Consider the following 12,646-nt stretch of genomic DNA (forward strand, 5'->3'; position numbering starts at 1 on the left):
CAGCGTGCCAGGGGACCGTGTTCCCCGTTTTCCCGGACGGTCCAAACAGTGTGATCTGTCACAAGGATGCCGCACAGGTGTCCCGGGGTAAGCGGCAGGGGTCCAATCGGGGGCCGATCTTCCGGGTCCGGAGCGGATGTCGGTGCCGGGCTCTAGGCTGGCCGGGTGTCCAAATCGCCGGTGAGAGCGCAGGCCGAGGGGGCTGGGCGGGTGGTTGTACGACGTGATTCCGCCGTGGGCGAACAGGATTCCAGTGGAAGTGGCAAAAAGGTGAAATCCATAAAAAATGCCCCGGTGAAGAAGACGTCCGCGAAACCGTCCGGTACGGCCCCGTCCGGCGAGTCCCGCACGACCCTCGTCCGCCGCGCCCGGCGCATCAACCGCGAACTCGCCGAGGTGTATCCCTACGCCCACCCCGAGCTGGACTTCGAGAACCCCTTCCAGCTCGTGGTCGCCACGGTCCTGTCCGCCCAGACCACCGACCTGCGCGTCAACCAGACCACCCCGGCGCTGTTCGCCAAGTACCCCACCCCGGAGGACCTCGCGGCGGCCGACCCCGCCGAGGTGGAGGAGATCCTGCGGCCCTGCGGCTTCTTCCGCGCCAAGACGCGCTCGGTCATAGGGCTGTCCAAGGCGCTGGTGGAGGACTTCGGCGGTGAGGTCCCCGGCAGGCTGGAGGACCTGGTCAAGCTGCCCGGCGTCGGCCGCAAGACCGCCTTCGTGGTCCTCGGCAACGCCTTCGGCAGGCCCGGCATCACCGTGGACACCCACTTCCAGCGGCTGGTGCGGCGCTGGAAGTGGACCGAGGAGACCGAGCCCGACAAGATCGAGGCCGCGGTCGGCGAGCTCTTCCCCAAGAAGGACTGGACCGACCTCTCCCACCACGTCATCTGGCACGGCCGCCGCATCTGCCACGCCCGCAAGCCGGCCTGCGGCGCCTGCCCCATCGCCCCGCTCTGCCCGTCCTACGGCGAGGGCGAGACCGACCCGGACAAGGCACGGGCGCTCCTGAAGTACGAGAAGGGCGGCTTCCCCGGCCAGCGGCTCAACCCGCCGCAGTCCTATCTGGACGCCGGCGGCATCGCGGCCCCGCCGCTGGGGGCCGGATGACGGAACGATCCCGGGGCACGCGAGCGTTGGACACGGCAGGAGGGGGCGGTCATGACGTACACGCGTGACACGCGAGAGGACCCGGTGGCGCTGCGCAGGGAGGGCCTGCCGGGCTGGCTGGAGCCGGTGGCGCGGGCCGCCGAGACGGTCCAGCCGCTCCAGCTCAGCCGCTTCCTGCCGCCGGAGGACGGCGGCGGCCGCCAGTCGGCGGTGCTGATCCTCTTCGGCGAGGGCGAGCGCGGCCCCGAGCTGCTGCTGATGGAGCGCGCGGGCTCGCTGCGCTCCCACGCGGGGCAGCCCTCCTTCCCGGGCGGCGCCCTCGACGCCGTGGACGGCGACCCCAAGACCGACGGTCCGCTGCGGGCGGCGCTGCGCGAGGCGGAGGAGGAGACCGGCCTCGACCCGGCCGGCGTCCAGCTCTTCGGCGTGCTGCCCGCGCTCTACATCCCGGTCAGCGAGTTCGTCGTCACCCCTGTCCTCGGCTGGTGGCGCGAGCCCAGCCCGGTCGGTGTCGTCGACCCGGGCGAGACCGCCCGCGTCTTCACCGTCCCCGTGGCGGATCTCACGGACCCGGCCAACCGCGCCACCACCGTGCATCCCAGCGGTCACCGGGGTCCGGCATTCCTGGTCGAATCGGCCCTGGTGTGGGGGTTCACGGCCGGTGTCATCGACCGGCTGCTGCACTACGCGGGCTGGGAGCGCCCCTGGGACAGAACCCGGCAGGTCCCGCTCGACCGGTGGTCGTGACAGGGTGTCGTGCGTGTTCGTTGCCGCGGAGAGAGTCGATGGGCGGGGCCTGAAGCGTTGAACGTGCTGGACATCCTGCTGCTGCTGGCCGCCGCGTGGTTCGCGGTCGTGGGTTACCGCCAGGGCTTCGTCGTCGGCATCCTGTCGGTGACCGGCTTCCTCGGCGGCGGCCTGCTCACCGTCTACGCGCTGCCCCCGGTCTGGGACGCCCTGACCGAGGGCGCGGAGGTCAGCACCGCGGCCGCGGTCGTCGCGGTCATCGTCGTGATCGTCATCGCCTCCGTGGGGCAGGCCCTCACCACGCACCTGGGCGGCAAGCTGCGCCGGCACATCACGTGGTCCCCGGCCCGCGCGCTGGACGCCACCGGCGGTGCCCTGGTCAACGTGGCCGCCATGCTGCTGGTCGCGTGGCTCCTCGGCTCCGTCCTGGCCCAGACGACGCTGCCGACGCTCGGCCGCGAGGTGCGCGGCTCCAAGGTGCTGGTCGGGATGGACCAGGTGCTGCCCGAGCGGTCCAACACGTGGTTCAAGGACTTCACCTCGGTCCTCGCGCAGAACGGCTTCCCGCAGGTCTTCAGCCCGTTCTCCGACGAGCAGATCCGCGAGGTCCGCCCGCCCGACCAGGCCCTGGCGAGCAGCGCCGCGGCCACCCGGGCCCAGCGCTCGATCGTCAAGGTCACCGGCACGGCCCGCAGTTGCGGCAAGGTGCTGGAGGGCACCGGCTTCGTCTTCGGCGAGCGGCGGGTGATGACCAACGCCCATGTCGTCGGCGGCGTCGACGAACCCACCGTCCAGATAGGCGGGGAGGGCCGCAAGTACGACGCCACGGTGGTGCTCTACGACTGGCGGCGCGACATCGCCGTCCTGGACGTCCCCGACCTGCGCGCGCCCGTGCTGCGGTTCGCCGCAGAGGGCGCCGGCGGCGGGGACGGCGCGATCGTGGCCGGCTTCCCGGAGAACGGCGCGTACGACGTGCGCGCGGCGCGCGTCCGCGGGCGCATCACGGCGAACGGCCCGGACATCTACCACCGGGGCACGGTCGGCCGGGACGTGTACTCGCTCTACACCACCGTCCGCCAGGGCAACTCCGGCGGCCCGCTGCTGACCCCTCAGGGGAAGGTGTACGGCGTGGTGTTCGCCAAGTCGCTGGACGACGCCGAGACCGGGTACGCCCTCACCACGGACGAGATCCGCGAGGACATCGCCCAGGGACGCACCGCGAACCAGCAGGTCGGAACCGACAACTGCGCGCTCTGAGCGCCCTCATGGGGCCGTGGTCGGCCGGCTGAAGCGGCGGGGCTCAGTCGCGCGCCGTGTGGCGCAGGCGTACGGACACCCAGCGGGCCCGGCGGCGCAGGATGCGCGGAATCCCCACCCTCGGGTCCGCCTCCGCGAGTTGCGGAGTTCCTCCTGGTGGCGAGGTCGGCCCGGAGGCCGAGCGTCGTTCGCGGGGTGCGTCACCGTGGTCGTGCGTCCAGCCCATACCCCGACGTGTGCCCCCGCCCCAAGGTCGATAACCACGTCGGGGCCACCGGATCGGCCTATGCGTCAGGCATGTGGCGATCCGGAGGACAAGTGGTCGGAAACGGTGGGGAAAACGGACACCCAGTGCACCCGAACGGTCACCGATCGGGTTCGGGGTCCTTCAGCCAGTTGATCAGCTCGGTGGAGAACGCCACCGGGTCCTCCTCGTGCGGGAAGTGCCCCAGCCCGTCGAACAGCCGCCAGCGGTAGGGCGCCTCCACGTACTCACCCGAACCGGCCGCGCTGCGGGTCCGGGTGACCGGGTCCAGCGAGCCGTGCAGATGCAGCGTCGGCACCCGGACCGGCCGCTTCATGCGCCGGTTGAACTGGATGCCGTCCGGCCGGGCCAGCGAACGCACCAGCCAGCGGTACGGCTCGATCGAGCAGTGCGCCGTCGACGGGATGCACATCGCCCGCTGGTACGCCTCCACGTCCGCGTCCTCCGGCAGCCGGGGGCCGGACCAGTCGCGGATCAGCTCGCCCACCAGCGCGCCGTCGTCGGCGGTGAGCCGGCGCTCGGGAATCCACGGCCGCTGGAAGCCCCAGATGTAGGAGCTGGCCGCCGTCTGCCGGGCGTCCTTCAGCATCGCCGCGCGCCAGCGCCGGGGGTGCGGCATGGACGCCACGGCGAGCCGCCGCACCAGCTTCGGCCGCATCGCCGCCGCCGTCCACGCCAGGTAACCGCCCAGGTCGTGGCCGACCAGCGCGGCGTCCGGCTCGCCGAGCGAGCGGATCACCCCGGTGACGTCCAGCGCCAGGTTGGCGGGGTCGTACCCGCGCGGGGTGCGGTCGCTGCCGCCGACGCCCCGCAGATCCATGGCGACGGCCCGGTAGCCCGCGCCCGCCAGCGCGGACATCTGGTGCCGCCAGGTCCACCAGAACTGCGGGAAGCCGTGCAGCAGCAGCACCAGGGGGCCGTCGCCCAGCTCGGCGATGTGGAAACGCGCCCCGTTGGCGGCGACGTCCCGGTGCGTCACCTGCTCCCCGGAGGGCAGGTCGAGGCGTACGGCTGGTGCGGCGGCGGGTTCCGTCATGAGGACGAGCGTGCCACAGCCTTGCCCGTACGGTCCGCCGCGGGCAGCTCGCGCGGGTGCGGCTTGGCCTTCTGGAGCACGCCCGCCGACGTCTTCATGGACGCGGCGACCTTCTGCGGGGCCTTGCTCTTCTTGGCCTTCTTGGCGAGGGTCACGCCGATCAGCGCGAGCAGGCCGGCCAGCAGCACGTTGGCGGCGAAGGACAGCAGGAAGCACACCGCGAGGTTCCAGTGGCTCCAGGTCCGGATGCCGTAGGCCAGCGCGAAGTTGAGCATCGGCAGCGAGAACACCAGCACCGCGCCCGCGACGGAGAAGGCGCCGCCGCTCGCCGCGCCGCGCTTCACGTCCCGCTTGAGCTGCGCCTTGGCCAGCGCGATCTCGTCGTGCACCAGCGCCGACATCTCGGTCGTCGCCGAGGCGACCAGCTGGCCGATGCTGTGTTCGGCGCCGACCGGCCTGCCGTCGGGTGCGCTCATCGCGTTCTCTCCCTCTGCTCTGTGTGCCGTCTTGTTTTGTACCGTCTCGTCAGATCATGCCGGACGACCGTTCTCATCGCCTGCCCCGCCCGGCACTTCGGCACGCGCGTGGCGCTGCTCGGCGGACAGTTCGGCGGCCAGACGCCGGTGCTCGGCGGCCTTCCCCTCGTGGATCTCGGCCATGCGCAGGTGATACGCCGGGTCGTCCTGCTCGTAGACGTCGGGGATGCCGTCCAGATCCTCGTCGCGCTCCTCGTCCTCGCACAGCCGCCGGTACTTGGTGTTGCGCACCTTCAGCAGCACGGTCGCACAGATGGCCGCGATCAGCGATCCGACGAGGACGGCCGCCTTCACCTCGGCGGTCAGGACCGTGTCGCCGGCGAAGGCCAGCTCGCCGATGAGCAGGGAGACGGTGAAACCGATCCCGGCGAGCGTGGCGACCGCGAACACGTCCGCCCAGGCCAGCCCGTCGCTCAGCGAGGCGCGGGTGAAGCGGACGGTCAGCCAGGTCCCGCCGAAGACGCCGACCGTCTTGCCGACGACCAGCCCGAGCACCACCCCGAGCGTCTCCGGACGGGTGAACACCTGGGCCAGCGCTCCGCCGGAGATCGGCACCCCCGCGCTGAACAGCGCGAACAGCGGTACCGCGAGTCCGGCCGACAGCGGCCGCATCAGGTGCTCCAGCCGTTCACCCGGCGACTGCTCCTCACCCTCACGGGTGACGCAGCGGAGCATCAGGCCCATCGCCACACCGGCGATGGTCGCGTGGACGCCGCTGTTGTACATCAGGGCCCAGATCACCAGCGCCAGCGGCACGTACACGTACCAGCCGCGCACCCCCTTGCGCAGCAGCAGCCAGAACACCGCGAGGGCGACGACCGCCCCGCCGAGGGCGGCGAAGTCGATCCGGCTGGTGAAGAAGACCGCGATGATCAGGATGGCGAAGAGGTCGTCGACCACGGCGAGGGTCAGCAGGAAGGCGCGCAGCGCGCTGGGCAGCGAGGTGCCGATGACCGCGAGGACGGCCAGCGCGAAGGCGATGTCGGTGGCGGTCGGCACCGCCCAGCCGGCCAGGGAGCCCCCGCCGGTGAGGCCGGTCAGCGTGTACACCAGCGCGGGTACGGCCATCCCGCACAGCGCGGCCACCACGGGCAGGACGGCCGCCTTGGGGTCGCGCAGGTCCCCGGCGACCAGCTCGCGTTTCAGCTCGACCCCGGCGACGAAGAAGAAGATGGCCAGCAGGCCGTCGGCCGCCCAGTGGGCGACGGAGAGGTCGAGGCCGAGGGCGGCGGGGCCGAGGTGGAAGTGGCTGACGGCGTCGTAGGCGTGGCTCAGCGCGGGGATGTTGGCCCAGAGGAGCGCCGCGACGGCGGCGACGAGCAGGAGGACACCGCCGACGGTCTCGGTGCGCAGCGCGTCCGCGACGGCGGTCCGCTCGGGCAGCGACAGCCGACCGAGCGCCTTGCGGGCGGCGTTGGGGGTGCGGGACGCGGCCACGGTGGGAACCTCCGGCTGGTGGGCATGACAGAACGCTTGCCGACCAGACTTCCCGGCGCACCTCGAGGCACGGACAACTGCCGCACTTTGCTTACTTTACCTAAGACCGGGGGTCCCGGCGCGTCGCCGGGACCCCCGGTCCCCTGTCCGCTCAGCCCTCGCTGGAGGAGGACGGCAGCTTGGACTGGATGAGCGACATGACCGTGGAGTCCGTCAGCGTGGTGACGTCTCCGAGCTCACGGTTCTCCGCCACGTCCCGCAGCAGCCGGCGCATGATCTTGCCGGAGCGGGTCTTGGGCAGCTCCACGACCGGCAGGACCCGCTTGGGCTTGGCGATCGGGCCGAGGGTGGAGCCGACGTGGTCGCGCAGCTCGGCGACCAGCTTCTCGTCCTCGGCGGCCGAGCCGCGCAGGATGACGAAGGCGACGATGGCCTGGCCGGTCGTCTCGTCGGCCGCGCCCACGACGGCCGCCTCGGCGACGGCGGGGTGCGACACCAGCGCCGACTCCACCTCCGTGGTGGAGATGTTGTGGCCCGACACCAGCATCACGTCGTCCACGCGACCGAGGAGCCAGATGTCCCCGTCGTCGTCCTTCTTCGCGCCGTCGCCGGCGAAGTACTTGCCCTGGAAGCGCGACCAGTAGGTGTCCAGGAACCGCTGGTCGTCGCCCCAGATGGTGCGCAGCATCGACGGCCACGGCTCGGTGAGGACCAGGTAGCCGCCGCCCCCGTTCGGCACCTCGTTGGCCTCGTCGTCGACGACGGTGGCGCTGATGCCGGGCAGCGGACGCTGCGCGGAGCCGGGCTTGGTCTCGGTGACACCCGGCAGCGGCGAGATCATCATCGCGCCGGTCTCGGTCTGCCACCAGGTGTCCACGACCGGGGTGATGTCGGCGCCGATGTTCTTGCGGTACCAGACCCACGCCTCGGGGTTGATCGGCTCGCCCACCGAGCCCAGCACCCTGAGCGAGGTCAGGTCGAACTGCGCGGGGATCTCGTCGCCCCACTTCATGAACGTCCGGATCGCGGTCGGCGCGGTGTAGAGGATCGAGACGCGGTACTTCTCGACGATCTCCCAGAAGCGGCCCTGGTGCGGGGTGTCCGGGGTGCCCTCGTACATGACCTGGGTCGCGCCGTTGGCCAGCGGGCCGTAGACGATGTAGGAGTGGCCGGTGACCCAGCCGACGTCGGCCGTGCACCAGTAGACGTCCGTCTCCGGCTTGAGGTCGAAGACGGCCCAGTGGGTGTAGGCCGCCTGCGTGAGGTAGCCGCCCGAGGTGTGCAGGATGCCCTTCGGCTTACCCGTGGTGCCGGAGGTGTAGAGGATGAACAGCGGGTGCTCCGCGCCGAACGCCTCCGGGGTGTGCTCGGCCGACTGGCGCCCGACCAGCTCGTCCCACCACACGTCCCGCCCGGCGTCGAACGCCACGTCCTGCCCGGTACGGCGGACCACCAGCACGTGCTCGACGGTGCCGGCCTTGGCGACCGCGTCGTCCACGGCGGGCTTGAGCGCGGAGGGCTGGCCGCGGCGGTATCCGCCGTCGGAGGTGATGACGACCTTGGCGTCCGCGTCCTTGATGCGGGTGGCCAGCGCGTCCGCCGAGAAGCCGCCGAAGACCACCGAGTGCGCGGCGCCGATCCGGGCCGTGGCCAGCATCGCGATCGCGGTCTCGGGGATCATCGGCATGTAGATGGCGACCCGGTCGCCCTTGCGGACACCCAGCTCCAGCAGGGCGTTGGCCGCCTTGGAGACCTCGTCCTTCAGCTCGGCGTAGGTCAGGGAGCGGCTGTCGCCCGGCTCGCCCTCGAAGTGGATGGCGACGCGGTCGCCGTTGCCGGCCTCCACGTGCCGGTCCACGCAGTTGTAGGCGACGTTCAGCTCGCCGTCCTCGAACCACTTGGCGAACGGCGGGTTCGACCAGTCGAGCGTCTTGGTCGGCTCCTTGGCCCAGCTCAGCCTGCGGGCCTGTTCGGCCCAGAAACCGAGCCGGTCGGCGTCGGCCTTTTCGTACGCCTCGGCCGTGACGTTGGCGTTCGCGGCCAGATCGGCCGGCGGCGCGAAGCGTCGCTCCTCCCGAAGAAGGTTGGCCAGGCTCTCGTTGCTCACGACATCTCCCTTTCCCAGGGTGTCCGTTGTGTCCCGGGCCACACCTCATCAGACGTCGGAGCTGATGACAAGGGTGGACCGCAGAATTGGTTTAGACCTCTCTGCGGTCACCGCACGCGTGGCCGCTCAGACCAAGCTGCCCACCTCCGGCCCCTCTCGCACGTCCTCCTTCACGTCCTCTCTCACGTCGTGGAAGACCTCCCCGTCCTCCTCGTCCCCGAGCAGGTACGCCCGCGCCTCGCCGACGTGGAAGTACATGCCGTGCAGCTCCAGCGCACCGGCCGCCAGGGCGCGCCCGACCGACTCGTGCGCCCTCAGATGCGCCAGTTGCTGCACCACGTTGGTCAGGCACAGCTCCTCCACCGCGTCGGCCACCGGGCGCGCGGCCAGCCGGGGGCGCTCCGGGCGCCCGTCGGCCATCCGGCCGAGGCTCGGCTCCCCGTGCCGCAGCCACCGGCGCAGCGGGGTCGTCGCGGTGCCGGGCTCGGCGGCCAGCAGGGCCTGCATCGCCCCGCACCCGGAGTGCCCGCACACGGTGATCGACCTGACGCCGAGCACGTCCACCGCGTACTCGATGGCGGCCGCGACCGAGTCGTCGGAGTGCTCCTGGGCTGGCGGGGGCACGAGGTTGCCGACGTTGCGGACCACGAACAGGTCGCCCGGACCGCTCGCGGTGATCATCGACGTGACGAGCCGGGAGTCGGCGCAGGTCAGGAACAGCTGCGAGGGCCGCTGTCCTTCCTTGGCCAGCCGGGCCAGCTCCTCCCGCACCAGCGGCGCGGTGTTCCTCTGGAACGAGCTGATGCCCCGGGCGAGTTCATGTGTCTCGGGGTGGGGGCGGGTGGCCCAGGAGCCGGCCGTCCCGCGCGGGGTGACCGGGTCCGGGGCCGCTTCCCGGGTGCCCTGCTCTCCGGGTGCCTTCTCGCCCGAGGCCGGCACCGGCATCGCGCACCGGTGGTTCCGCCACGGTGTCCAGGGGCGGCACCGGCAGACGGTGGAGGAGGGCGCGCCCTCGTCCCGTACGCCGGTGCGGCGGTCCTTCAGCTCGGCGGAGCCGCCCCGCGCGGTGTGGGAGCTTCGCCAGTCCTGTAGCGACTCGTACGCCGCGTGGTCCATGAAGGAGCCGTCCAGCTCCACCACGGCACGGGCGCCGGGGGGCACGCGGTGCAGGGCTCTGCTGAGCCGGGGCACGGCGAGGAACGTCAACTGGCCGCGCACATGGATGTGATGGACCCCCTCCCTCTCCTCGTGCGTGATGCGGGTGTGGGTGAGGCGGTGCAGGGCGAGGGCGACGGCCACGGCGATGCCGAGGAGCACCCCCTCCAGGACGCCGAGGCAGACCACGCCGAGGGTGGTGGCGGCGTACACCGGCACCTCGCGGTGGCGGGTCACCGTGCGGATGTGGTGCAGGGACACCATCTGGATGCCGACGGCCATCACCAGGGCGGCCAGCGAGGCCAGCGGGATCTGCTCCAGGAGCGGGACCATCAGCAGGGCGGCGATCACCACCAGGCCGCCGTGCAGCATCGTGGAGTTCCGGCTCACGGCACCCGCGTTCACGTTCGCCGTGCTCCGTACCGCCACTCCCGCGACCGGGAGTCCGCCGAGCGCGCCGGAGAGGATGTTGGCCGCGCCCTGGCCGAGCAGTTCGCGGTCGAGGTCGGAGCGGCCGACGTGCGCGGGGCCGGTGCGGGCGGCGGCCAGCTTGTCCACGGCCACCGCGCCGAGCAGCGACTGCACGCTGCACACCAGGGTGGTGGTCAGCACGGCGGCGACGACGCCCAGCGCGGGTCCTTCGGGGAGTCCGGCCAGGGCGTGACTGCGCCAGGACGGGAGGTCGACGCGGGGCAGGGTGAGTCCGGTCAGCGCGGCCGTCACGGTGGCCCCGATGACGGCGACCAGCGCGGCCGGGACCCGGCGGAGCAGGGTGCCCACGGCGCCGGGGATGCGGGGCCAGGCCAGCAGCAGTGTCAGCGTCAGGGCGCTCATCGCCACGGCGGCCGGGTCGAGGCGGGCCAACTGGGCCGGGAGGGCCCGCAGGTTGGCGAGGACGGAGCTGTCCGGACTACCGCCGAGCACGATGTGCACCTGGGCCACGGCGATCGTGACGCCGATGCCCGCGAGCATGCCGTGCACGACCGCCGGGCTGACGGCGAGCGCGCCGCGTGCCACCCGCAGGCAGCCGAGGCCGAGCTGGGCGATGCCGGCGAGGACGGTGATGCCGCAGGTCGCGCGCCAGCCGTACTGGTGGATGAGGTCGGCGGTGACCACGGTCAGGCCGGCGGCCGGTCCGCTGACCTGCAACGGGCAGCCGCCGATGCGTCCGGCGACGATCCCGCCGACCGCGGCGGCGACCAGGCCCGCCTGGAGCGGGGCGCCGGTGGCCAGGGCGATGCCCAGGGAGAGCGGCAGGGCGATCAGGAAGACCGCGATGGACGCGGAGACGTCGGCGCTCTCGACGCGGAAGCGGCGGCGCCGGGGCGGTGGGTCGGTGTGGGGCGGGGAGTGCTGTGTTCGAGGGGGTGCGCAGGCTGGCATGTTCCCGTCTCCTCCGGGGCAGCGCGGTCGCGGACTTGGGGGGTCCCGCCCGGGGCGGGGATTCGGTCGCGGCCGTGGGTCACGGCGTACAGCGGCGGGATGATTCAACGCTCGGTAAACGAACCGTAATCCAGAGTAAAGGCTCGGCATATCTTTTCCGAGCAAATGGCACATATGTGCACTCTGCCGGGTGAAGCGGTCCTTTCATCGGCTTGTCGTACTAATTCCTTCTCGACCTCGTGCGACCTTGACGGCCCGCCGGGAGGAATCCGGCGGATCGTCAGAAAACGCCCTCGCCGGCGTTCGCCTGAGAGTTCGCCCGAGAGAAGGAAGAAGGTGGGCGGAACATGGCCGCCACCCAGAGGATCGCCGTCTGTGCCATGGTCGCCGCGGCCGGTGCCGCGTCCCTCGCCGGCTGCGCCACCGGCTCCGGCGGGACGAAGGAAGGAGCGCCCGGCCCGCAGAAGGGCGCCCCGGCTCCGGGAAGCGTCGCCCGGCTGATCGGCGACGGCTCCACCGCCTACACCGGCGCGCAGCCGCACCTGCCCCGGCCCGAGAAGCTGAAGCCGGGTCAGAAGCCGCCGCAGTTCGTGGTGTTCTCCTGGGACGGCGCGGGCGAGGACAGCCAGAAGCTGTTCTCGCACTTCCGCAAGGTCGCCAAGGACAACCGCGCGAACATGACGTACTTCCTCAGCGGCGTCTACATGCTGCCGGAGGAGAAGCGGGACCTGTACAAGCCGCCCCAGCACTCCCCGGGGCGCTCCGACATCGGCTTCAACGATGAGCAGGGCATCGCCGACACCGCCAAGCAGGCCCGCCTGGCCTGGCTGGAGGGCAACGAGATCGGCACCCACTTCAACGGCCACTTCTGCGGACCTGACGGCGGTGTCGGTCAGTGGTCCGTGGCCGAGTGGAAGAGCGAGATCGGCCAGGCCAAGGAGTTCGTGAAGACCTGGAAGACCAACTCGGGCCTGAAGAAGTCGTCGCCGCTGCCCTTCGACTACGACAAGGAACTCATCGGCGCCCGCACCCCCTGCCTGGAAGGGCAGAAGAACTTCATCAAGGCGGCGAGCCAGATGGGCTTCCGCTACGACTCCAGCGGTGTCAACGACCAGGTCTGGCCCAAGAAGCGGCAGGGCCTGTGGGACCTGTCCATGCAGCTGGTCCCCTTCCCCGGCCACACCTTCGAGCAGCTGACCATGGACTACAACTTCATGGTCAACCAGTCCGGCACCCAGACCCAGGGTGACCCCGACAAGTTCGCCATGTGGGGCGACGAGATGCGCGACGGCCTGCTCAAGGGCTTCTACCGGGCCTACGACGGCAACCGCGCGCCCCTGATCATCGGCAACCACTTCGAGTCCTGGAACGGCGGCACCTACATGCGCGCCGTCGAGGACGTGGTCAAGGAGGTGTGCACCCGGTCCGAGGTCCGCTGCGTGTCCTTCCGCCAGCTCGCCGACTGGCTGGACGCCCAGGACCCGCAGACGCTGGCCAAGCTGCGCACCCTGGAGGTGGGCGAGACGCCCAAGCAGGGCTGGGCCTCCCTGCTCTCCGGCCGCCCGGCCCCGGCGCCGAAGGGCGTCCCCGGAGCGCCGGCCGCCAGGCAGTAG

Annotated in this window: 10 protein-coding genes; 4 read left to right on the top strand and 6 right to left on the bottom strand. The window is 71.6% G+C overall.

Going from position 1 to position 12,646, the window contains the following annotated elements; genetic code table 11:
* Positions 1–294 precede the first annotated feature (294 nt).
* The 3 genes from nth to ABZ898_RS21265 are packed head-to-tail and all read left to right on the top strand — an operon-like array spanning position 295 to position 3,114.
* Positions 295–1,110, top strand: a complete 816-nt coding sequence (gene nth, locus ABZ898_RS21255; protein WP_361660977.1) for an endonuclease III — start codon at positions 295–297, stop codon at positions 1,108–1,110.
* Positions 1,111–1,161: 51 nt separating this feature from the next.
* Positions 1,162–1,857: a CoA pyrophosphatase gene (locus tag ABZ898_RS21260; RefSeq protein ID WP_361660980.1), complete on the top strand. Its 696-nt coding sequence runs from the start codon at positions 1,162–1,164 to the stop codon at positions 1,855–1,857.
* Positions 1,858–1,914: 57 nt separating this feature from the next.
* Positions 1,915–3,114: a MarP family serine protease gene (locus ABZ898_RS21265; RefSeq protein ID WP_361660983.1), complete on the top strand. Its 1,200-nt coding sequence runs from the start codon at positions 1,915–1,917 to the stop codon at positions 3,112–3,114.
* A gap of 43 nt (positions 3,115–3,157) precedes the next feature.
* Here ABZ898_RS21265 and ABZ898_RS21270 read toward each other — a convergent pair whose 3' ends face one another.
* From ABZ898_RS21270 to ABZ898_RS21295, 6 genes are all read right to left on the bottom strand, one after another.
* Entirely contained in the window at positions 3,158–3,340 is a 183-nt protein-coding gene (locus tag ABZ898_RS21270) for a hypothetical protein (RefSeq protein WP_361660986.1), read from the bottom strand.
* A 139-nt stretch (positions 3,341–3,479) separates the two neighbouring features.
* Positions 3,480–4,415, bottom strand: a complete 936-nt coding sequence (locus ABZ898_RS21275) for an alpha/beta hydrolase (protein WP_361660989.1) — start codon at positions 4,413–4,415, stop codon at positions 3,480–3,482.
* Positions 4,412–4,891, bottom strand: coding sequence for a phage holin family protein (locus ABZ898_RS21280; protein ID WP_361660992.1), 480 nt, complete (start codon positions 4,889–4,891; stop codon positions 4,412–4,414). The genes ABZ898_RS21275 and ABZ898_RS21280 overlap by 4 nt, the downstream gene beginning before the upstream one ends.
* A 54-nt stretch (positions 4,892–4,945) precedes the next feature.
* A complete protein-coding gene (gene nhaA, locus ABZ898_RS21285; protein WP_361660996.1) occupies positions 4,946–6,388 on the bottom strand; it encodes a Na+/H+ antiporter NhaA in 1,443 nt (480 codons plus the stop codon).
* A 151-nt stretch (positions 6,389–6,539) separates the two neighbouring features.
* Positions 6,540–8,495, bottom strand: a complete 1,956-nt coding sequence (gene acs, locus ABZ898_RS21290) for an acetate--CoA ligase (RefSeq protein ID WP_361660999.1) — start codon at positions 8,493–8,495, stop codon at positions 6,540–6,542.
* 126 nt (positions 8,496–8,621) lie between these two features.
* Positions 8,622–11,033 (bottom strand): bifunctional SulP family inorganic anion transporter/carbonic anhydrase, encoded by a 2,412-nt coding sequence (locus ABZ898_RS21295; RefSeq protein WP_361661002.1) that lies wholly within the window; start codon positions 11,031–11,033, stop codon positions 8,622–8,624.
* Positions 11,034–11,380: 347 nt separating this feature from the next.
* Between ABZ898_RS21295 and ABZ898_RS21300 the strand changes: the two genes are divergently transcribed.
* Positions 11,381–12,646, top strand: coding sequence for a hypothetical protein (locus tag ABZ898_RS21300; RefSeq protein WP_361661005.1), 1,266 nt, complete (start codon positions 11,381–11,383; stop codon positions 12,644–12,646).

The organism is Streptomyces sp. NPDC046860, from assembly GCF_040645115.1.
Taxonomy (GTDB): Bacteria; Actinomycetota; Actinomycetes; order Streptomycetales; family Streptomycetaceae; genus Streptomyces.